This is a genomic window from Novipirellula aureliae (assembly GCF_007860185.1).
GTDB lineage: Bacteria > Planctomycetota > Planctomycetia > Pirellulales > Pirellulaceae > Novipirellula_A > Novipirellula_A aureliae.
The window spans coordinates 510589-532113 of record NZ_SJPY01000004.1 but is presented as its reverse complement, the minus strand read 5'-3'; the positions used below and the strand labels follow the sequence as shown (position 1 = coordinate 532113).

General features: G+C 52.4%; 20 protein-coding genes, 1 tRNA gene, 1 other RNA gene and 1 pseudogene. 15 read left to right on the top strand and 8 right to left on the bottom strand.

Annotated elements, in window-relative coordinates:
* From Q31b_RS14430 to Q31b_RS14420, 3 genes are all read left to right on the top strand, one after another.
* The coding region (locus Q31b_RS14430) for a flagellin (RefSeq protein WP_261343856.1) at nucleotides 1-911 on the top strand (911 nt) is incomplete at its 5' end.
* 158 nt (nucleotides 912-1069) lie between these two features.
* Nucleotides 1070-3844, top strand: coding sequence for a flagellar filament capping protein FliD (gene fliD / locus Q31b_RS14425; protein ID WP_146600365.1), 2775 nt, complete (start codon nucleotides 1070-1072; stop codon nucleotides 3842-3844).
* Nucleotides 3845-3877: 33 nt separating this feature from the next.
* Nucleotides 3878-4357 (top strand): flagellar export chaperone FliS, encoded by a 480-nt coding sequence (locus tag Q31b_RS14420; RefSeq protein ID WP_146600364.1) that lies wholly within the window; start codon nucleotides 3878-3880, stop codon nucleotides 4355-4357.
* A gap of 166 nt (nucleotides 4358-4523) precedes the next feature.
* Here Q31b_RS14420 and Q31b_RS14415 read toward each other — a convergent pair whose 3' ends face one another.
* Nucleotides 4524-5141, bottom strand: coding sequence for a c-type heme family protein (locus Q31b_RS14415; protein ID WP_231617573.1), 618 nt, complete (start codon nucleotides 5139-5141; stop codon nucleotides 4524-4526).
* Between the two features lie 259 nt (nucleotides 5142-5400).
* Here Q31b_RS14415 and Q31b_RS14410 point away from each other — a divergent pair.
* Together Q31b_RS14410 and mgtE are read left to right on the top strand one after the other, a co-directional pair.
* Nucleotides 5401-5655 (top strand): annotated as a pseudogene (locus Q31b_RS14410) (hypothetical protein); the annotation flags it as partial.
* A 162-nt stretch (nucleotides 5656-5817) separates the two neighbouring features.
* Nucleotides 5818-7167: a magnesium transporter gene (gene mgtE, locus Q31b_RS14405; RefSeq protein ID WP_146600362.1), complete on the top strand. Its 1350-nt coding sequence runs from the start codon at nucleotides 5818-5820 to the stop codon at nucleotides 7165-7167.
* Nucleotides 7168-7243: 76 nt separating this feature from the next.
* On the opposite strand, the gene ald is transcribed toward mgtE, so the two are convergent.
* The 4 genes from ald to Q31b_RS14385 form a co-directional block, all read right to left on the bottom strand.
* A complete protein-coding gene (gene ald, locus Q31b_RS14400) occupies nucleotides 7244-8344 on the bottom strand; it encodes an alanine dehydrogenase (RefSeq protein ID WP_146600361.1) in 1101 nt (366 codons plus the stop codon).
* 267 nt (nucleotides 8345-8611) lie between these two features.
* A complete protein-coding gene (locus Q31b_RS14395) occupies nucleotides 8612-9508 on the bottom strand; it encodes a dihydroorotate dehydrogenase electron transfer subunit (RefSeq protein ID WP_146600360.1) in 897 nt (298 codons plus the stop codon).
* 6 nt (nucleotides 9509-9514) lie between these two features.
* Entirely contained in the window at nucleotides 9515-10696 is a 1182-nt protein-coding gene (locus tag Q31b_RS14390; RefSeq protein WP_146600359.1) for a pseudouridine synthase, read from the bottom strand.
* Nucleotides 10697-10766: 70 nt separating this feature from the next.
* Complete coding sequence (locus Q31b_RS14385; protein ID WP_231617572.1) at nucleotides 10767-11057, bottom strand: membrane or secreted protein; 291 nt, start codon at nucleotides 11055-11057, stop codon at nucleotides 10767-10769.
* Between the two features lie 27 nt (nucleotides 11058-11084).
* Between Q31b_RS14385 and Q31b_RS14380 the strand changes: the two genes are divergently transcribed.
* Together Q31b_RS14380 and Q31b_RS14375 are read left to right on the top strand one after the other, a co-directional pair.
* On the top strand, nucleotides 11085-11342 hold the full coding sequence (locus Q31b_RS14380; protein ID WP_146600358.1) for a hypothetical protein: 258 nt from the start codon (nucleotides 11085-11087) through the stop codon (nucleotides 11340-11342).
* A gap of 266 nt (nucleotides 11343-11608) precedes the next feature.
* Complete coding sequence (locus Q31b_RS14375) at nucleotides 11609-12841, top strand: NAD(P)/FAD-dependent oxidoreductase (RefSeq protein ID WP_146600357.1); 1233 nt, start codon at nucleotides 11609-11611, stop codon at nucleotides 12839-12841.
* Between the two features lie 86 nt (nucleotides 12842-12927).
* Here the strand turns inward: Q31b_RS14375 and Q31b_RS14370 are convergent, their stop codons facing one another.
* Entirely contained in the window at nucleotides 12928-13257 is a 330-nt protein-coding gene (locus Q31b_RS14370; RefSeq protein ID WP_146600356.1) for a hypothetical protein, read from the bottom strand.
* Between the two features lie 34 nt (nucleotides 13258-13291).
* Here Q31b_RS14370 and Q31b_RS14365 point away from each other — a divergent pair, with 34 nt between their 5' ends.
* The 5 genes from Q31b_RS14365 (at nucleotide 13292) to Q31b_RS14345 (ending at nucleotide 17056) form a co-directional block, all read left to right on the top strand.
* Nucleotides 13292-13579 carry a hypothetical protein gene (locus Q31b_RS14365; RefSeq protein WP_146600355.1) on the top strand — a complete coding sequence of 96 codons (288 nt, stop codon included), beginning with the start codon at nucleotides 13292-13294 and terminating at the stop codon, nucleotides 13577-13579.
* 146 nt (nucleotides 13580-13725) lie between these two features.
* On the top strand, nucleotides 13726-14355 hold the full coding sequence (locus Q31b_RS14360; RefSeq protein ID WP_146600487.1) for a ClpP family protease: 630 nt from the start codon (nucleotides 13726-13728) through the stop codon (nucleotides 14353-14355).
* Nucleotides 14356-14418: 63 nt separating this feature from the next.
* A complete protein-coding gene (gene clpP / locus Q31b_RS14355; RefSeq protein ID WP_146600354.1) occupies nucleotides 14419-15015 on the top strand; it encodes an ATP-dependent Clp endopeptidase proteolytic subunit ClpP in 597 nt (198 codons plus the stop codon).
* Between the two features lie 69 nt (nucleotides 15016-15084).
* Nucleotides 15085-15158: transfer RNA gene (locus tag Q31b_RS14350), tRNA-Arg, on the top strand.
* Nucleotides 15159-15739: 581 nt separating this feature from the next.
* Nucleotides 15740-17056 carry a Gfo/Idh/MocA family protein gene (locus tag Q31b_RS14345; protein ID WP_146600353.1) on the top strand — a complete coding sequence of 439 codons (1317 nt, stop codon included), beginning with the start codon at nucleotides 15740-15742 and terminating at the stop codon, nucleotides 17054-17056.
* Nucleotides 17057-17154: 98 nt separating this feature from the next.
* Here Q31b_RS14345 and Q31b_RS14340 read toward each other — a convergent pair whose 3' ends face one another.
* Both Q31b_RS14340 and tadA read right to left on the bottom strand, forming a co-directional pair.
* The gene (locus Q31b_RS14340) at nucleotides 17155-18360 is read right to left on the bottom strand and encodes a hypothetical protein (RefSeq protein ID WP_146600352.1); all 1206 of its coding nucleotides are present in this window, start codon (nucleotides 18358-18360) and stop codon (nucleotides 17155-17157) included.
* A gap of 219 nt (nucleotides 18361-18579) precedes the next feature.
* Entirely contained in the window at nucleotides 18580-19023 is a 444-nt protein-coding gene (gene tadA / locus Q31b_RS14335; protein ID WP_146600486.1) for a tRNA adenosine(34) deaminase TadA, read from the bottom strand.
* 444 nt (nucleotides 19024-19467) lie between these two features.
* On the opposite strand from tadA, the gene ilvN reads away from it, so the two are divergent.
* The 3 genes from ilvN (at nucleotide 19468) to ffs (ending at nucleotide 21458) form a co-directional block, all read left to right on the top strand.
* Nucleotides 19468-20010, top strand: coding sequence for an acetolactate synthase small subunit (gene ilvN, locus Q31b_RS14330; RefSeq protein WP_146600351.1), 543 nt, complete (start codon nucleotides 19468-19470; stop codon nucleotides 20008-20010).
* Nucleotides 20011-20126: 116 nt separating this feature from the next.
* Entirely contained in the window at nucleotides 20127-21131 is a 1005-nt protein-coding gene (gene ilvC, locus Q31b_RS14325; protein ID WP_146600350.1) for a ketol-acid reductoisomerase, read from the top strand.
* 232 nt (nucleotides 21132-21363) lie between these two features.
* An RNA gene (ffs, locus tag Q31b_RS14320) (signal recognition particle sRNA small type) lies at nucleotides 21364-21458 on the top strand.
* Nucleotides 21459-21525: the final 67 nt, after the last annotated feature.

The following is a 21525-nucleotide window of genomic DNA, read 5'->3' as shown; positions in this document are numbered from 1 at the left end:
CGATGACCGCCTACAACTCGACCGACGGAACGGCCACACCCACCGCGTTTGCTGACGGCGTGGATGCAGCAGGCGGACTCGCCGAAGACGTTGTCTTCGAACTGCTGGGCAAATCAGGCTCCGAAGTGTTCAACGTCAGTGCCGGTACAGGCATCGACGATTTGATCACTCAAATCAACCTGGTCAAAGACGCAACAGGCGTCACAGCGACCAAACAAGACCAAAGTTTGGTGTTGACATCGAGTGACTACGGCTCCGATGCGATCGTTGACCTTCGGGTAATCAACGAAGATGCTGCTGGAACACTCACCGAGAAGGTGGGTGCGGGTGTCCGTGATACGGGAACGGACATCGTCGCGAAGGTCAACGGTATCGATGCAAACGGCAAAGGCAACGAATTGTCGATCAACACGTCCAGCTTGGACGTGACGCTTCAGGTCGAAGATGGTTCGAGCGATAGCATCGACTTTACGATCAACGGCGGTGGTGCATTGTTCCAACTCGGTGCCGATGTTGTCAGTAATCAACAGGCTCGAATCGGCATTAGCAGCGTTAGCTCGGCTCGCCTTGGCGGTCCATCAGGAAGGCTATTCCAGCTTGGTAGCGGCGAAACGGCTTCCTTGGCGAATGACCCCAACCAAGCAGCCAAAATTGTGACCGAAGCGATTGAGCAAGTGACCAGCCTTCGTGGTCGATTGGGTGCGTTTCAGTCGACAACGCTCGAAAGCAACATCGTCAGCTTGAATGACACGGTTGCCAACTTGCAGGAAGCGGAAAGCTCGATCCGTGATGCTGACTTTGCGGAAGAATCGGCACGTCTAACACGTGCTCAAATTCTGGTCCAATCGGGCACCAACGTTTTGTCGATGGCCAACCAAAATCCACAAAACGTCCTATCGCTTCTTCGATAACGTTCAAACCGTCGAATGACGATGAATAGATAGCAATCGGCCGGACGGGGTCACAACCTCGCCCGGTCGTTTGCGTTTAGGTGAACGTAACCGCTACAAAATGACGATAGAAAAGACGTCGATCCTCCTCAAACCTACCTTCCACACTCGAAACTCTCATGGGACGAATTCAATCATCCGTCGGATTGGTCACGGGAACTGATATTGTCGGCACCGTGGACCAATTGATCGCGATTAGTGCACAGCCGCGGGACCGTGTATCGGCTCGCAATGAAGCGCTCGCTAAACAGCAGCAATCGATTGCGGAATTGACCGCTTCGGTCATCGGTGTGCAACTCAGCGGAAACCGGCTTGCCAATTCCTCATTGTTTCGCTCCAAATCGGCTGAATCATCCAACAGTGACGTGATTTCCGCGACGGGAGGAAACAAATCTCCCGTCGGAACGCATACGATTGAGACGCTGCAAACCGCCGCGACCCACGATGTGCGTTCGCTGCAACGATTCGATTCGGTCGACACCGCACTCGGATTGAGTGGCCAAATACGTATTAATCCTGGCAGCAAACTGCTCGACGATTCCGTCAAATTATCGGAGCTAAATGAAGGACGCGGAGTCGAAGCAGGGGTGATCCGAATCACCGATCGCTCTGGCGCAACCGCGGATATCGATCTGTCCAAAGCCCGAACGATGGACGATGTGCTGCAAACGATCAACGATGCCAATATCGGCGTCCGCGCAACGACCGTCGGCAATGCATTCAAGTTGGTGGATGAAACGGGTAGCACGGCTAACAACTTGAAAGTCGAACAACTTGGCAGCGCCGAAACGGCAGCGGACATTGGATTGTGGGGCATCGATGAAGCTGCTTCCTCCGTAACCGGGATCGATCTAGAGCTACCCGATGGGGTCAACTCCTTGCGTGGTGCGGCACTGTCGGAACTTGGAGGCGGCAGTGGCATCGGACCGCTTGGTGACCTATCGATCACTCTATCCGATGGACAAGCGGCCACCATCGACTTGTCATCTGCCACCACATCAAGCGAGGTGATCGATTTAATCGACGCCTCCGGTCTGCCGCTAATCGCAAAGCTAAACGATGCGAAAAATGGCTTTCAAATACGTGATGTTTCGGGTGGGGAAGGCAATTTCAAAATTGAATCTGCCGACGATACAGCGTCGCAACTAGGGTTGGTTGCCGACACGACCGATCAAATAGTGGTCGGTAAAAATCTGAATCGACAGACGGTCACTTTGGAGACCAAGCTGACGGAGCTCAATCGTGGAAATGGCGTCGGCACCGGTAGCTTTCTGGTAACCGACAGCAAAGGTGTTATCGGAGCCGTCAGTATCTCAGGAGACGAGATTGAAACCGTTGGCGATTTAGTCGATGCCATCAACAATCTTAGTAACAACGTGACCGCTTCGATCAACGAGGCAGGCGACGGCATTTCGATCGTTGACAGCGCGGGCGGCACCAAATCGCTAGCCGTTAGGAGTTCGGGCACGTCCGAAATCGCCGAGAATTTGGGGATTGCTGGGACGGCAACCGATCATACGATTGGCGGACAAACGGTCAAAGCACTCGTTGGAACCCAAGCGGATGTGATCGAAATCGAGGAGGAGGATACGTTGGCGTCGATCGTTGAGAAGATCAATAGCGAAGAGGGTTACGCGAAAGCGTCGATCCGAACCAATGATGACGGCAGCTATTCGCTTCAGATTCGTAGTATCCAAGGTGGCGAAGCGGGGAAGTTGGCGATCGACACTAGCGGTTTTAACCTCGATCTGCGAACTCAATCCACCGGCCGAGATGCACTTGTTTCGGTCTCGACCGATGGTGGCGTTAGCCAATTCATGAGTTCTTCCGATGGCGTCTTCGAAATGAGCAACTCGTTCGAAGCAAGCAAGATTAGCCGCTCAACCAACCTTGCCGACATGAACGATGGATTGGGAATTAGTAGCGGTAGTATTCTGCTTACCGATAGCCTCGGAAAGTCGAGCGGCATTAATCTGGTCGTGCAGAACATTACCTCCGTCGGAGAATTTCTCGATGCAATCAACTCGCTCGGTATCGGTGTTTCGGCATCGATTAACGACGATGGAACTGGCATCACCATTATCGATACGGCGGGCGGTTCGGAAACCCTTGAAATCGAAGACGTCGGTAACGGTAAAGCAGCAACCGATCTGGGAATTGCCGGAACGGCTACAACGACGACCATTGATGGGGTAAGTGTTTCAGCATTGACCAGCTCGATCGTCGATACGAACACGACGGAAACCCAAGGATTGTCTTTTACACTCAAGGAATTATCCGACTCACCCATCACAATAACCGTCAAAGACGACGCATCCACCGTGACCAATGCGGCCCAGACCTTTGTTGATCAATACAACAAACTACATGAGAAGTTGGAATCGCTGACCTTCTACAATGCCGATACCGAGGAGGTTGGTTTGCTATTCGGATCGAATGAGACCTATCGGATTCGGGATGGCTACTCGCGATTGCTATCGGGAACGATCAGTCAAGCGGGTGATTTTAAGTCGCTCGCGCAAGTCGGCATCGGCTTTGACGAAACCGGTAAATTGGAACTCGATAGCGACAAACTTTCCAGTGCGATGGTTTCGGATCCTAGCGCGGTCGAAGCGTTTTTCACAACGGACGAAACAGGGTTGGCTGATCGACTAAGCAGCCTTGCAGACAAGCTTGCTGGGCCGAGCACCAGTTTGCTGCTCACTCGGACCGAGACACTCGGTACGCAGATGGAGAAAAACAATGAGCGGATCGAACAACTCAATGAACGACTCGATAACGAACGAGAGCGATTGCTGAAGCAATTCTATGCAACCGAGACCGCCATTGGGAAATTGCAAACCAATTCAAACTACATTTCACAGATAGAACGGATCGAATTCCCGACTTCGTAATCGTTTTTCGTTCTTGCAAGGAGGCAAGTCAGTATGTCGTACGCTCAGTCGAAACCAGCTTCGAATTTTCGTCCAAGCGGCTACCAGACGGGAAGAGGTTCAGCCGACGAATATCTCGACTCAATGGTTCGCAGCGCGTCGCCAGCCCGTCTGAGACTCATCGTGCTCGAACGGGCTGTCGAAACGGCAACGACCTTGTCGGCAACATGGCGCGAGGACACTTCGAGAAAAGGACCGAATGAATGGTCGTTGAAACTTCTCGATTTGATCAGCGAACTACTGTCGGGCATCACCAGTGACGAGGGCGTTTGCGGCAAGGTTGCCGACTTGTACGTGTTCTTGTCAAAACACTTGATCATCGCCGAGCGTACAGGTGACGCCGATGCGATCGACGAGATTCGCTTGGTGTTGGAAGTCGAAGCCGAAACCTGGCGAATGGTGTGTGCCAACGAACTCGGTGCATCCGATTCGCGGCAACCCATCACGAGCGGCGGCTTGAATCTTGAGGGCTAGCCCGGATGATTCATGGGCTTGCAAATTGTTTTGCTAACGTCTACGCCTTAAAGCGTTTACGTTCCTTGCTCGAAAAACAGTCTGCGTATTAGCAATGGGATCGCGAGCATCATCATTCCGAAGAAAGGGCCTCTTCGGATAACAAGGTCCAGCGATCGCCCAATCGTTAGGATTGCGGCGTTTCAACCCAGAACCAGCCACGCAGTTCACCTTCGTTGAAGCCGACCGCTTGGTCACCTGGATAGAGCTCAGCGAGTTGCGACTGGATGTCTGGTGAGATCTGTTCCGAGGGTCCATGGCACATCAAGCATTGCGATTGGAGTTTGATCGGCAATAGCGCCGCCGCGTTTCCGTTGCTTAAAGTTGTAAAGACGGGCGTTTCAGACTTTGCTTCGATCAACGCCGCTGCCCAAGCGGGCCCAGTGTTTTCGGGGTTTCGAAGCCGAACTCCCAGACGTCCGATGCTTAACTTATGTTCGTCGCCAACTTCATTGGCAATTTGCGTTGCCTCTTTTTGGCAAACAGCGATTGCTTGTGCAGGTCCCTGCGTCATCATCGCTTCCATCAATCGCTCTGACAATCGTTGAAACAAGGCATCCTTGGCCGCCACGATCGCAGAGCGTTGTTGGTCGGATGGCTCGGTCCCGGGCACGATTCTAACCGCCGCTTCCGCATCGGCGATCGGTTCCATCTCGCTACTTTGGGGAAGCGGATTACACCCAATCAAAAAAACGGTCGTTGAAAGGCAAAACAGGCACACCGTGCCATGCAAAAATCGCTTCATAACATTATCGTTTTGGTTGCAAGAAACTCAGGAAGTGCTTTTGGGTTGAGAACTCTCCGTAATTGTATCCCCTTTTATCGATTTTGCGGAAGAGTTCTGTCGGAATGCACATTGTTTCAAGCAATTTGCCGGCGGTCGAGCGAAGCGAATCCCCTCGAAAACGCAATCGAGGATCTACTCATTTGTGCCGGACGATGATGCCGGACGAGTGATTCCAGGCTTCACACTTTCCGGTATTTTCGATTGAGAGCGAAATCATTACGACCGGATGGTTCATTTCATGTCGGGGGTGCTTGGGTTGCCTCCGCTTTCAGAATCGCTGCAATCGTATTGTCGAATCCGGCCTGCCGCAGCGGCCCTATTGTTGGCGATTGGCATGTGGCTTGGCGATTGGTCGCAGAACCATTTGCCCTCGCTTGGCTTGCAACGATGCGGATGCTACCGCATATTTTTCGCTGGACTCCTGGTTCAGCGACGAACCATTCCAATGTATAACCTCGAATCCAATGTATAACCTCGAACGGTGCATTGTCAGCGACAAGAATGAGGGGTGGAGGTAGTGAATCTTGTTCAAGATCCCCACCTGCCAGGATCTTGAACAAGATCCATTACGCTAAGATATAAATTGACAAAGCACTGGTTCGTATTCCCGTAAGTTCATGAAGGAAGTGGCACGATGGTTAACACTCTATTCCTTCCTGAGTTGCGTGAGATGTTGGCGGAGCACAACCAGGCCGAATTGATCGAGTTTTGCAACGCGTTGAATCCTGGTCGCACAGCTGAGTTCATGGAAGGTCTTAGCAATGAAGAGGCCTGGGAGGTGTTGCAATACGCTGCGCCGTCGCGACGTTCTGAGATTTTCGGCTACTTTGAAGAAGAACGCCAATTGGCGATGCTTTATAAGCACGATCCGTCTCAGGTCGCTGAGCTGGTCGAAGAAATCCCTGCGGATGATCGGGTCGATTTACTGCAGGAATTGCCGAGCGAACGGGTCAATCAGATTCTGCCTTTGTTGCCGTTATCGGATCGGCGAAACATCCAACGACTGCGGGCCTACCAAGAGGAGACTGCCGGTGGTTTGATGACGACCGAGGTCGCTAAGTTGGGCCAGAAATTGACGGTGCGTGAAGCACTCGATGAACTTGGGCGTCAAGCGAGCGAGTTGGAAACCATCTACTATTTGTATGTGGTTGATGAAGACAACATGCTGCGTGGGATCGTCTCCACACGCCAATTGGTATCTTCACTGAATAAACCGAATCGGACACTCGGCGAGATGATGGAATCCGACGTCGTGGTGGCGTTGGTGACCGAAGACCAAGAATCCGTTGCCGAAAAGGTGGAGCGATATAATTTGTTGGCCATCCCGGTGGTTGATTCTGGCCGTCGGCTATTGGGAATCATTACGCATGATGATGTGATTGATGTCGTACGGGAAGAATTGACGGAGGATGCCCATCGAATTGCGGCCGTCGCACCTTTGGAGGATGACTTTTTACGCATCGGCTTGTACACGTTGTCTTGGAAACGTGGACTTTGGCTAACCATCCTCTTTTTTGCAGCATTATTGACTGCGTTCACGCTTCGCCAATATGAAGCGGAACTCGAAGCTTACGCATGGTTGGTATGGTTCATTCCACTGATCATCAGTGCGGGCGGAAACTCGGGTAGTCAATCGGCGACATTGGTCATTACCGCGATGACGTCGGGCGAAGTCAAGTTCCACGATTTGCCAAAAGTCTTGGTGAGGGAATTGGCGGTCTCGTTCATGCTGGGCAGCTTCTTGGCCCTGATCGGTTTTCTAGTCGCCTTGTTCATCGCTCCATCCTTGGAAGGAGCTCTCATTATACCAATCACGTTGCTTTCGGTCATCATTTGTGGCTGTATGTGCGGAGCTCTGCTGCCCATCCTTTTCAAACGAGCTGGCTTAGATCCGGCGCTGATGAGCAACCCCTTCGTTGCTGGCATCGTCGACATTCTCGGCATCGTCATCTACATCAACGTCGCGAGAGCATTGCTGAGTTAAGCCGAATGCTTGGAGCGTCGTCCGATCGTCGTTTCCGAGATCCGTGTCGGGTTGGCTAACGCCCGGGCTCCAACAATCACATTTCGGTCAAGCTCAATCCAAATGCATCAGCGACGGCGGCGTTGACCACTTTGCCATGAAAAATGTTGACCGCTTCGTGCAACGGAGGATGATCTTCAATAGCGGAAGCGAGTCCCTTGTCCGCCAACGTTCTGATCCACGGCAGGGTTGCATTGCAGAGGGCAAACGTGCTTGTCCGGCCCACCGCTCCAGGCATATTGGCAACGCAATAATGAACGATTTCGTCCACCATGTAGGTCGGGTTGCTGTGCGTCGTCGGGCGACTCGTTTCAATACATCCCCCCTGATCAACCGCGACGTCGATCAGGACACTGCCCGGTTTCATTAGCCGCAGATCCTCGGCGCGAACCAATTGGGGAGCCTTGGCACCAGGAATCAAAACGGAGCCGATGACCAAGTCTGCGCGGCGAAGCTGTTCAAGGATATTGTGTCGATCGCTATACAAACAATTGACATTTGCAGGCATGATGTCATCGAGGTAGCGAAGCCGATCGAGGTTGGTGTCGAGGATTGCGACATCGGCTTGAAAACCAGCGGCGATCTTCGCTGCATTCGCTCCCACAATTCCGCCGCCAAGAATGGTAATATGAGCCGGCGCTACTCCTGGAACACCTCCGAGCAGGATACCGCGACCCATCTGCGGCTTTTCCAAGTACTTTGCCCCTTGCTGAATACTCATTCGTCCAGCCACTTCGCTCATCGGCGTCAGCAGCGGTAAACGACCATTCGCATCACGCAGTGTTTCATAGGCGATGCACGTTGCACGGCTGTCAATCATCGCTTCGGTGAGCGGCAAACTGGCCGCAAAATGAAAGTAGGTGAACACCAATTGGCCGGCACGAATTCTGGAAAACTCTTGCTCTTGCGGCTCTTTCACTTTCACAATCAGATCCGCTCGGGCAAAGATCTCATCCGCTGAAGCACAGATTTCCGCACCCGATTTTTGGTAATCCTCATCCGGTAGACCGCTGCCCAGTCCGCCACCCGCTTCGATCAGAACTTCGTGTCCTCGCGACACCAAATCCTCCACGCCGACTGGCAACATTGCGATACGGTACTCGTCCGTCTTAAGCTCTTTTGGCACGCCGATGATCATACTTGGTTTCCGTTTGCTGAGGTGTTTCAGAATCGAGATGACGGTGGCATCAAATTAACGTCAAAACGATAACCTTCAAAACAAAGAAAAGCGATAACACTGAATGGGATCAAACTCTCAATTATTGACTATGTTCGATTCGCGATCCCATAACGCCATCCTCGGGCATTATTTTTTCCAAGTGCCTGCCAAGCCGCAAGGCTGGCGCTTGCAAGTGCCATGAGCAATAGCCCACGCGGTCCCAAGATTTGCGTGTCGGGATGCCGCCTACCAGTAAATCTGGTCGGCTCGAAAGACGGGGCCTTCAACGCAAGTCCGTTTGTAGTCCCAAGGATCATCGCCATCTTGGCGGATCTTGGCGACACAGGAAAAACAGATACCGATACCGCAAGCCATTGGCGTTTCCATCGAGACATCACAAACGACGGATGCCGAGGCATCACGGCAAACCTGGGCGACCTTTTGCATCATGACCTCGGGGCCGCAGGTTGCCACGCGGACCCGCTCACCAGATGGCAATTCCGTGAGTCGCTTGGCCAGCACGTTGGGAACCAAATCGCGAACACCGGCACTACCGTCATCGGTACAAAGCGTCACTTCAAAGCGAGACTGAGCGAAATCATCGACGCCAGCCAACAGCGACTTGCGGCGGGCACCATAGATCAGTTCCACCTTTTCGCTCCACCCGTTTGCTCGAGGAGGACTTCCATAGCATTCACTGCCGAGGGCTTCCCGGCCAAGTAACAACATCGGCGTTTGACCGATGCCGCCGACCGCCATGATAAGCCGGTCACACCCTTCGTTAAGAAAGCCGTTGCCAAGTGGTCCCCAGACGGTCACAGCAGTACCAAGAGGCGATGCGGCGAGCGCCTTGGTCATCACTCCTTTACACAGGTAGACCAGATCGATCCAAATCGCTTCACCGGATTCCGTTCGAATCACGTCATAGACGGCAAATGCCCGGCCGATCAAAGGAGCGTTTGTGCCGGAGAGTCGGATCATCACAAATTGCCCCGGCAAGACCGACTCCGCAATTGCCTTGGCTGCAATGCGCAACCGATAGGTCGCCTCGCCGATCCTCTCGTTCTGCTCGATGACGGAATCGATTTGCACCATGCGATCGGCATAGTGCTTCGCATGAAGTTTTGACGCTGTTTCTGACATGGCGTATTACCGTCCTGGTCTCCGCTTCGTCGCTCGCTTTGCTGTGGCACTGGCTCGTGTGCTACTTTTACGAGTGACTCGTTTTTTCGAGGAAGTCTTCACCGTTTTGCGAGGTTTTCGCTCCGACGACTCACCGCCGATCACGACACCACCGCTGCTAATGCCGCTGCCGGCGGCCAAGCCTGTTGAAGGTTTGCTGCGCGGCTTTGCTGCGGGTTTCTTGCGGGACTTCGTGTTCCTTGTTTCAGCGAATCCGGAGGCCGAACGCCCCGCAGCTCGTGCTCGCGCCGAAACCTTCTTCTTAGGCGATTTTGAGCGAAAAGGTTTTTCGGGATTCGCTTCGGCCGCACGCCGCGATTGCTCAGCGGACTCTTGCAGCTTTTTGATTTCCAAATGAGTCAGAACACGATAGGAGCCGATCGGCATATCGCCCAACCGCAGCGGGCCGATCGCGATGCGTCGCAACTGCTGAACCTTGTGTCCAAGCCGGGCCAAAATGCGGCGTATTTCTCGGTTTTTCCCTTCGCGAAGAGTGATCTCTAACTCCGTCGCGCGTGGCCGTGCCTTTAAGACCTTGGCACCTTCGACCTTGACGTAGCCTTCGGAGATGTACATCCCCTTTTGCATCGAACGCATCGCTTCGCTGGTCACTTTGCCTGCAACCGTTGCGCGATAAACCTTGCGGATTTGGTATTTGGGATGAGCCAATTTTTGTGCTAATTCGCCATCATTGGTCAACAGGATCAAGCCTTCACTGCTGCGGTCGAGCCGTCCGACGGCAAACACTCGTTCGCTCGGCGGAACCAAATCGATGACTCGCGGGCGACCTTCCGGATCCGAATTGGTGGTTACCACCCCGGTCGGCTTGTTAACGGCGTAATACACCAGTTTTTGGGGACGAAGTGGCGATCCGTCGACAAAAATCTTGGCCGTTTTTGCATCGACCGACGTCCCAAGTTCTTCGACAATCTTGCCATTCACCTCGACGCGACCTTCGACGATCAACTCTTCGCATCGTCGGCGACTGCCGAATCCCGCCGAGGCGAGCAGGCGTTGCAGCCGGATCGGTTTGTTCGGATCATCGGATGATCGGTCTGACTTTAATTTAGACGTCGACTTTCTTGATGATTGCTGGCGAGGCTTTTTCGCGGGTTTCTTAGCAGATTGATTTGCAGAGCGGCTTGGCATACGTGTTCTCGAGTAACGATAGGAATCTAACGTTAAATCTACCACAGCCCGCTTCGCTTGTGATTGGGGGTTAACGCCCTAACCAAGGCATTGCGTCCGGAATTAGCCGATTCCGCACAGGTTCGGGGAGCGGTTGCTGGTAATCACGTGGCCGCGACGCCGCTTCATAGGGTGCAATGTCGTTTTGCGGAAACGGATCGTGCACAATCGCATCGGCTTGTTGTTGGTTGATCGTGCCCGCTGGCGGAAACAGACCCTGGCCGCGGCATCCGCCTAGGGAAATCAGGGATAGGCAGCAAATTGCCGCCAGAATCGCTTGCTTGCCAAAAGCGTATCGGGGCGGTTGCAGGAGGTTTGTCATTCGCCAAGTTTCCATAGATTGAGCACAATGGAGTGTACAATTCGCCAAAACGACAAATCGCAATCACCCATTGGTGGAGGGTACGATGTAATGCGACTGCATGCCAAGAGCGGTTTGCAAACGGGTGGAGGGATCGCCGAACGAACGGAGATCGCCGCACAAACGGGAGGGGAGGATCAAATCAGTCGTCTAGGGAAAGCCGAAGAAAATTGGACTCTTCGCTTTCTCTTTCTTCCCTTTTCGGAAGATCCTGGCCACGAAACGCCCGCAAACCCTCCGTTTTGATAGCAAATTGGCAGATCGAAAAGGGATGTAAGTCCTGGGGTAACTTGCCGGATTGGGATGGCCGTTTAGATTCCTTGCCGATTCGGCTATAATGCCAGCGATTTTGAAGAAGTTATAAAACGGCTCATTCGCAGAGTGCTTCTTCAAGGATTCACTTAAATGCTTTAGCTCTAGCGAGTTACTCAAATGACGACGAATCACTTGAATAATCCGACTTAGGGCAGGTAAGCGATTGTCTGCCAACTGCCTGATAGCGAGAGACGAGCATGAGAACCTATTACGACTGTGTAGTGATTGGCGGTGGGCCTGCGGGCGGTTCCGCCGCATCGATTGTTGCCAAAGCTGGCCTGGATACGTTACTGATCGAACGGGACGCGATGCCGCGATTTCACATTGGTGAATCGCTAATGCCCGAGACGTATTGGGCGTTTGAACGACTCGGGCTGACCGAGCGGATTCGAAAGGCGGGCTTTCAGGCTAAGAAAAGCGTCCAATTTGTGACGCATCGCGGAACCGAGTCGGAACCGTTCTTTTTTCGCGCACACGATGACCGGCCCTGCAGCACGACTTGGCAAGTTGAACGGAGCGAATTTGACAAACTGTTATTTGACCGAGCGGGCGAATTGGGGGCGGATTGCTATGACCAAACTCGATTGCTCGACGTACACTTTGACGAGAATCATAAAGCCACCGGTGTCAGCGTCCGCACAGCCGATGGGAACAACCATTCGATCGATTGTCGCGTCGTCATCGACGCGACCGGCCAACAATCATTCATCGCCAACAAGCTAAAACTAAAACAAGTCGATGCCAATCTAAAGAAGGTTGCCATATGGACGTATTACCGCGGAGCGGTTCGCGGCGAAGGGGATAACGAAGGGGCGACCATCATTTTGAACACCGAATCGAGAGATTCTTGGTTTTGGTTCATTCCTCTCTCAAGGGGCATTACCAGTATTGGCTGCGTCGGTGACAGTGATTGCCTGTTGAACAATGGAGCGAAACCGGAAGCGGTTTTCTTTGACCAGCTTGCCCGTTGCCCTGGGTTAACTCCTCGATTAATCGATGCTGTGCGACTCGGTGACATTCGCACGGCGAAAGAGTTTTCGTACTCGACTTCTCAGCATGCTGGCGATGGCTGGGTTTTGGTGGGCGATGCGTTCGGATTTATCGATCCCGTCTACTCCTCGGGCGTCTTTTTCGCTTTGGAAATGGGCATCCGCGCTGGCGACGCCATCGTCGCTGGATTCAAGAAAGAGGACCTGAGTCGCGAGCAATTGCAATCGTGGACCGCCGAGTTTTTGGAAGGATCTCAGTGGATTCGCAAGCTGGTCCACGCATTCTATTCGAAAGAGTTTAGTATTGGTCGATTCATGAAAAGGCACCCCGAACATCGGGGTCAGATCACCAATTTGCTAATCGGACGTATCTTTGAGAGCAGTGCGGAGCAGGTGTTTCAGGACATGGAAGCGATGATGAAGGAGTCTGCGACGATGTGAAACGAGTAAGGCGAGTTGTTTTGTCTCTTGCCTTAAAGAACCGTGCTTCCTTAAAACGCGTAGCCTAGGAACTGAAAAAAGCAGGCTCATGCTTCGCCACCGCTTGATTTTAGGCTTGGCAGAAGAGTGGCTGGAGCATCTTGCCCCAGCAAGAGAGTGACTGGAGCATCTTGCCCCAGCAAAAGAGTGGCTGGAGCATCTTGCCCCAGCAAGAGAGTGGCTGGAGCATCTTGCCCCAGCAAGAGAGTGACTGGAGCATCTTGCCCCAGCAAGAGAGTGACTGGGGCATCTTGCCCCAGTAAGAGAGTGGCTGGGGCATCTTGCCCCAGCAAGAGAGTAACTGGGGCATCTTGCCCCAGCAAGAGAGTGACTGGAGCATCTTGCCCCAGTAAGCTGCGGCTGGAAGCCACAGCCACGCAAAGGGCATATCTACCTATCGAGGAGTATTTGATGTCGCGTTTTTTAGCTGGGATGGTATGTGGAGCCGTCTTGTTGTTCGTCGGTATGCATTACCATGTCGTCCGTGGAAAGCAGGGCGTCTTTCTGGTCCCTAAAATCAGTAATAATCTCAGCGAAGTGTACGTTGACATTCGTGATTTCCAAATCACCGATTGGCAGAAACACAAGCCGTTGGCTGCTGCGATGGTAAAAAACGATCAATCGGACATGCTGGAAGAAGCGTCTACTTCTCTTTTTCGTGGCCAGGTGGATTCATTGGTCCGCGGTTTATTCGAATAAAGAATCTGCTCGGCAAGAGAGTTTTCTGACCCCATCTTGTCATCTTGCCAATAATGGCAAACACTAACGATATTGAAACAGACTCCTTCAAACCGACATCTTTTCGGAAAGACATCCGCATGAATTTGCCGCCCGTTCACGGTCTTATGAACAGTTCGATCGACCAACACGAGTTGTCCAGCAGCCATTCTTATCAAAGTTATCAACGGCAACGTCAAATGACGCTTGGCGATTTGTTGTTGGAAAACCGCATTGTGTTCTTGCAAGGTGAAATTCACTATGCAAACGCCAACGATGTCGTGATGAAATTGCTTTATTTGCAGAGCGAAAATCGTCGCAAAGACATTCACTTTTATCTCAATTCGCCTGGCGGTAGCGTGACCGCGACTTTGGCCATCTACGATACGATGCAAATGCTATCATGCCCGGTCGCGACCTATTGTGTCGGAGAAGCGTGCAGTGGAGCAGCGGTTTTGTTGGTCGGCGGAGCCAAAGGGAAACGGTTCTGCTTACCGAACAGTCGCGTGATGATGCATCAACCAATGGGTGGTGTTGGCGGGCAAGTCAGCGATATCGAAATCCAAGCTGCTGAAATGTTCCGTTACCGTGACGTTTTGAACGAAATCATCAGCAACCATTCGGGCAAATCAGTCGAACAGATCGCGAAGGACACCGATCGCGATTTCTTCTTGAGTGCAAACCAAGCGAAAGAGTATGGTTTGGTTGACGACATTTTGACGAAGCCGCCTGCGTCGGAAGAACAGGAAGAAGACTAGGGATTTGTTTTCTATCCGACTCAAACATCAACACCATTCAACAAGAAGCAAAGAGTACTTAACATGCCATTAATTCCGTATGTCGTCGAAAAGAGCGGACGCGAAGAACGAGTCTACGACATTTACAGCCGACTTCTGAAAGATCGAATTATCTTTCTCGGTCAGCAAGTCGATGATCAAATTTCGAATGCCTTGGTCGCGCAAATGCTGTTTTTGCAATCAGACGATCCGAAAGCGGACATTCACTTGTATATCAACAGCCCGGGCGGCAGCATTACGGCTGGAATGGCGATCTACGATACGATGCAATTCGTTTCGTGTGACGTGGCAACCTATTGCATCGGTCAAGCCGCTTCGATGGGCGCGGTCCTGTTAACCGCTGGCGCGAAGGGAAAACGATACGCACTTCCGAATGCGAGAATCATGATCCACCAACCGCTCGCTGGGATGCAAGGTACGGCCAAGGAAGTGGAAATTCACGTCGGAGAACTTCGCCGTATCAAGCAGCGGATGAATGAGATTATGATTGAGCATACCGGTCATTCGCTTGAAAAGATTGAAGCAGACACCGATCGTGACCGCTTCATGTCGGCCGAAGAAGCTTGCGAATACAACTTGATCGACAAAGTCGTCACCCGTGCCGGCGAAATGGAATCCTGAGTTTTTAAGCGAGAGGCGAGTGGCTTGAAATGCCAATCTTTCAAGCTTCTTTTTTTTAACTTCTCAATGGCCCCCTTCGTCTAGTGGCCCAGGACACTGGACTTCTCGGTCCAGAAACAGGGGTTCGAATCCCTTAGGGGGTATAGCCGTTGCCCTCGCGAATCCTCGGTGCCGATCCAACACGGTGTCATTGAGGTTTCGCGGCTTGGCTTGGCTTGGTGGCTCCTGATTCCCTAAGACCGGCAGGAATGACACTGCCGGGGGCGCCGCCGTTTGAAACGTTGGCTCCTTCTTTTGAATGGCCCTCGGTGATCGCTCGCTCCCAGCGCGTTTCGGTCACCGTCTGGTTAGCTGTGTGTTCCGTTGGCTGCCGACACGGTTTCTATGTCATTCGGCTTTGCTTTGGGGCGGACCTGCATACCCGCCTTTGCGTCGTGCAAAGCGGAGCATGCAAGCGATCCCATCGTGGCCCCCTTGTTTTGTCGATTGGAATCCGGATCGTTGTTCCGTCCCAACCATTCTTTTTAGCCTGACAGGCCTAAAAAACCTGGCATCCCATGCGAGGAATTCAAACATTCATCCACGGGCCATTTTTCTTTCGGGGGGGGGTGAGAAAATGGATCAAGCGTGAAGTCTGGCTCGACATCATTGGCTTTTTTTCGGTTACAATGGAACGCAGTCTTACCTCTACCAAAGCCCTCCTAAAAATACAAGGAACTCGCCAATGATTACGCGCCGGAGCTTTTTGAAATCGACTGCCGCAGCTGGTACTGCTGCCAGTGTGCCCTATTTCACTTCGACACAGAGTGCATTCGCCAACGACTCCGCCAATGATCGTCCTCAAGTTGGATGCATTGGTCTCGGCGGCATGGGACTCGGAGACATGAAAGAGCATCAACGTTTTGGTGACGTGGTTGCACTTTGTGATGTTGACACAAGCCGCATTGCAAGGGCGAAGTCACGCAACGATGAAAAGGGTGATGGGTATACCGACTATCGCAAAATCATCGACCGCGATGACATTGACGTGATTAGCTGTGTGACGACAGACCATTGGCACACCAAAATTTGTATCGAAGCGTTGGAGGCAGGTAAGCATGTGTTCTGCCAAAAACCGTTAACGTTAACCCTTGAAGAAAACCAATTGATTCGCGCAGCGGTTGAGAAGCACCCCGATCAAGTGTTTTTCATTGGCACCCAACAGCGAAGCGACCAGCGTCGTTTTCTTCGCGCAGTCAACATGGTCCAAAAAGGTCTACTTGGTGACATCAAGAAAATCACCATTGGAATCGACGGAGGCGACGTCGGTGGCCCATTCCCCGTGGAGCAACCGCCAGCGGAATTGGACTGGGAAACATGGCTAGGCCAAGCACCCAAAGTCGATTATCGAGCGAAACGTTGCCATTATCAATTCCGATGGTGGTATGAGTATTCAGGCGGAAAGTTCACCGATTGGGGTGCCCATCACATCGACATCGCATTGTGGGCTTTAAACCGAAACGGTGAGGGGAGCGGTCCGGTTTCCATTGACGGCAGTGATGCAAAGCATCCTGTTCCATACAAGGATGGCTATCCGACGGTGGATGATTGCTACAACACCGCTCACGACTTTTCGATCGATTGCAAATTCGAGGACGGAATTGAAATGATCGTTAGTAGCCGCGTCGACAACGGCTTGCTGTTCGAAGGAAGCAAAGGCCGTATATTTGTCAATCGCGGGAAAATCACAGGTGTTCCGATTGACGAAAATTGGGATGAAGGTCAATACGGAGTGGAAGAAAAGTCAGCACTCTTCAAAGGCAAACCAGCCGAAAGTCACAAGGACAATTTCTATCGTTGTCTTCGCGAGGGAGGGTTGCCGGTTTCCGATGTCTATACACATCTGAAAACGATGAACGCATGCCACTTGTGCTCGATCGCTGCTCGCCTCGGACGGGAAATCCGTTGGGACCCTCAAGCCGAGAAGATCCTTGATGACGAGCAAGCAGCATCGTTCTTCGCAAGAGAGCAACGAGCAGGCTACGAAATTCATCGAGTGTGATGATCAGGCGATTTGAATAGCCAAAGACAACAAACGAAAAAAAGGGCAGGAGGTGGAAACCCTGCCCTTGTTTCGGTTGGAATGGACAACCTGAACGCTTAGCGATTCAGTTCGATACCGAAGGTGCCGCCGACCATCACGTAGTCTTGATTGGGATCGCCTCCAACGAGAGGATTGCCGGCCACGGAAGGTCCGCCACGCCAAATTCCGGTCGCGTAGTCGACGACTTGAAAGCCACCGCGAACCTTGATTGACTTGGTCAATTGGTAAGCCAATTCGCCTCGAAGATCGAAGCCGATGACAAATTCTTCGTTGCGAGTGTAGACCGTCGGCGTTTTGCCTAGGATGACTTGCGAAACCGCTGCTCCGGTACCGGCTCCATCGTAAACGGTCGTCTCGGTAATCTGTTGGCTCATCGCACATTGCAGATTGCCACCGGTGAAGACACGGAAGTCAGCCGAGTAGGTGAATCGATCTCGAAACTTGGTGTAGCGAAATCCAAACTGGCCTGCCAACACTTCATTTTCGGTGATCGTGGCATTGGTAAACAGCCGTTCGTAATTTTCACCGAGAGCCGCATTGTTGCCAGGTGCATCATCGATGATCACGATCGAACCGTCACCGGTGGAAGTGTATTGTTGCTGTTGGTTCAGGTCATTCAAGCGACCCCAGCGGAAGCCCACAAACGGTTCAAGGATGCCGCCATAGTGATACGGTTCCATCCGCCACGTCTTATTGAGTTCGTAGCTATTGTAATCCATCACGTTCAAGCTATCGCTAACGAAATAGATCCGCTCGTAGTAGCCGATGTTATTGGCGTCTTCCGCGGGATTGATTGCCCCAAATGGCGGCACGGTCACGCCTCCTTTCTCACCGTAATCTGGAAAGTCGTCCTCGTTGTAACGATTGAGTCGCTCTCGCTCGGTCGTGTCGTTGGCGGAAACATCATTGTTCGTCGCGGTAAACAACCAACCATGCTCGACATCGGGCAGCATGTAGCCGATCTCGTATCGATGTCCCCAACCGGAGTCAAGTCTCGTCTCGGCTGAGTCACCGCTGTTAAGCTCGGGACGCGAACCGTAAAGAGCTAACCGATCATAGGTGGCAAACCACCCGGTGTTGGCTCGTTTCTCTGGCTTCATATCGGCCAAGTCCATGTTCGTCACAGGACGAAACCATTGAAAATCAGGATCGAATGCAAACGGATCCGCCGGAGGAACGTGCTCCTGTGCGTATCCGTTGCTCATCGCCCCTAGAATGGCTAGCGTCGTGATAAGGCTTGCCGTCAGCTTCCGTACCGACATTGCGTGTTCCACCATCTTCGTAAAGTTAAGATTCAGTAGAATCCCGCCGTCTGGGCGTTTGCATCGAGCCGTTCAAAGCAACGATGCGTAGAGATTCTAGTTCAGGTTGTACCGGAAGTATCGGCTGGAACGATTGAAAAGGCTTAGCTTGTTTGGCAATAGAAACGGTAAAAGTCCGAGAATACGAAGAATCAGCACAAATTGACATTGCAGCAACGGCTATTTTTTGCCAATCGCCCGTTTGCTGGCAAAAAATTCGGTCAAAATCTGGCCACATCGATCACCCAGCACGCCCTGAGTGATCTCGCATCGATGATTCAAACGAGAGTCTTCGAGCAGCCGATAGAGACTTTCCACAGCCCCCCCTTTGGGATCCGATGCCCCAAACACGACACGTGGGATTCGCGACTGCAAAATCGCACCTGCGCACATAATGCAGGGCTCTAGCGTCACATAGAGCGTGGTTTGTTCGAGCCGCCAATCCTCGATTGCGGTCGCCGCCTGCGTGATCGCGATCATTTCAGCGTGAGCCGTCGGGTCCTTTAGCAGCTCGCGCTGATTCGAGGCAGCGGCAATGATCGTATGGTTTTTGACGATGATTGCACCGACAGGCACTTCGTCCGCCATTGCGGCTTGTTGAGCCAATTCCAAGGCTCGCTGCATAAAATGATTGTCGGCATCGAACGCCAAACGGCTCGTTGGTTCAGATTCGCTCACTGCTTCGCTTTCATGACTGGAATAGAGGAATGGTGATGGGAAGAAGGGAATGGTGATGGGAATAGAGGGAATAGAGGAATGGAATGAAAGAGAGTAGAGAATGTTGGGCTGAGAAACCAATGATTCACCCAGCGGGGGCGAAGTTCTCCCCTTATACCACACATTCGAAGGGGACGAAAATGTGCTCGATTCCTGCCCCAATTCCTGCCCCCGCTCCCCCGCTTCGCTGGTTCGTCGCTCTGTTGGGAGAGTGGGAAAACGAAGAAAACGGTTCCCCTCTTGTCGATTTTTCGTTGGAAAATTAGTATACCGAGCTTATCGTATCCTCGAGGTTCGGATTTTCCGGCGACAATGTCCCCCCTTTTTCAAAACGATCAGTTCGTAATTGCGATGAGCAACCCAAATCAACGACATGTGTTGTCGGCACTCGTGCAGAACGTTCCAGGCGTGCTCGCCCATATTTCTGGAATGCTGGCTTCACGCGGCTTTAACATTGATTCCTTGGCGGTCGGCGAGACCGAGGACAATAATTTGTCTCGAATGACGTTTGTCGTCGTCGGCGATGGCCATGTCCTTGAACAAGTCGGCAAGCAACTTCAAAAGATCGTTACGGTCGTCGAGGTTTTGGACGTCAGTAGTCGCGATTTCGTGGAGCGTGATTTGTTGCTGCTCAAAGTGTCGGCACCTGCTGGGGCGGTACGTTCGGAGATTCGCGAATTAGTCGATATCTTTCGCGGCAAGATCGTCGATGTCGGACCGGATGAAATCATGGTCGAAATCAGTGGACGTGAAAATAAGGTTCAAGCATTTATCGAGAGAATGCGTGAATACGGCATCACGGAGCTTTGTCGCACAGGACGCATTGCGATGGTTCGCAGCGAATCGCGGATGCCAAGTTTGAACCATTTGGCGGGCAGTTACACTACGCTGTAACGACGACTTGACGGTTTGACCATCCGTTGGCCACTGCTGGCCAACATCCAAATACATTGACGGCCAAGAGTGGCCATCCTACTTCTTTAACCAAAGCGAAAGACGATTTATCCATCATGGCTGCTACGATTTACTACGAAAACGACGCCGACTTGTCAAACCTGAAAGGCAAGACGATTGCGATTCTTGGCTACGGTTCGCAAGGACACGCGCAAGCACAAAACCTGCGTGACAGCGGTTGTGACGTTGTGATTGGCCAACGGCCTGGATCGGAGAACTACGACTTGGCCGTCTCGCACGGTTTCAAGCCGATGTCGATCGCCGATGCGGTCAAAGCAGCGGACGTGATTAATGTTTTACTTCCCGATGAAGTGCAGGGCGATATCTATCGCGATCAGATTCGCGACAATCTAAGTGCCGGCAATATCCTAATGTGCTCGCACGGCTTCAACATCCACTTCGGGCAAATCGACCCACCCAAGGGAATCGACACGTTGCTCGTCGCACCCAAAGGGCCGGGGCACTTGGTCCGAAGCGAATACGAAAAAGGTGGCGGTGTGCCATGCCTCATCGCTCTTGGCGAAGGCGCTTCAGAAACGACGAAGAAGATCGGCTTGGCCTATGCCAAAGCAATCGGTGGAACGCGCGGCGGTGTGATTGAAACCACTTTTGCGGAGGAAACCGAAACGGACTTGTTCGGCGAACAAGTTGTGCTGTGCGGCGGAGTCAGTGAACTCGTGAAGGCCGGCTTTGAAACACTCGTGGAAGCCGGGTACCAACCCGAAATGGCTTACTTCGAGTGCATGCACGAACTGAAGTTGATCGTTGACCTGATTTATCAAGGTGGCCTGAGTTACATGCGATATAGCATCAGCAACACGGCTGAGTATGGTGATTACGTTAGCGGACCTCGGATCATTACTGCCGAAACCAAGGCGGAGATGAAACGTATATTGACGGAAATCCAAAACGGCGAATTCGCTCGTAAATGGATTTCAGAAAACCGCGCTGGAGCCCCTTTCTTCAAAGCCACTCGCCGTCGCGAGCGTTTGCATGGTGTTGAGCAGGTCGGAATCGGACTGCGCCGCATGATGACTTGGATCGAAGAAAAAGAAGTTTAAGATCTGCTAGTCCGAGCAGCGGGCGTCGCAATCATCCACGCGGTCGTAGGGAAATTGCACGTTTACCGTCGTTGCAAAACGATGGTCGGCGTCGCCGTGGATGGACGCCCAGGGGCGGAAACCTATCGCGTCTTCTGCGCGACAGAATGGAAGCCCCCGCTTTTCGCCCGCGTGCATTCTCGTTACAATTCCTTACTCTTGAACAATATCGCTCGAATGCCGTTTGTTTGAGGGTGGCGACCCTTGCGATTGTGAATCGTGAACCTGGTCAGGCCTTAACTGGAGCAGCCATAAGCGGTGTAGCTCTGTGTGAGGGTCGCCTCCCCCAAACAACGGTGACGGGTGATTCCTTTGTCGATAGCCTTACCGTTCACTTCTATCTCGTAATCGACCC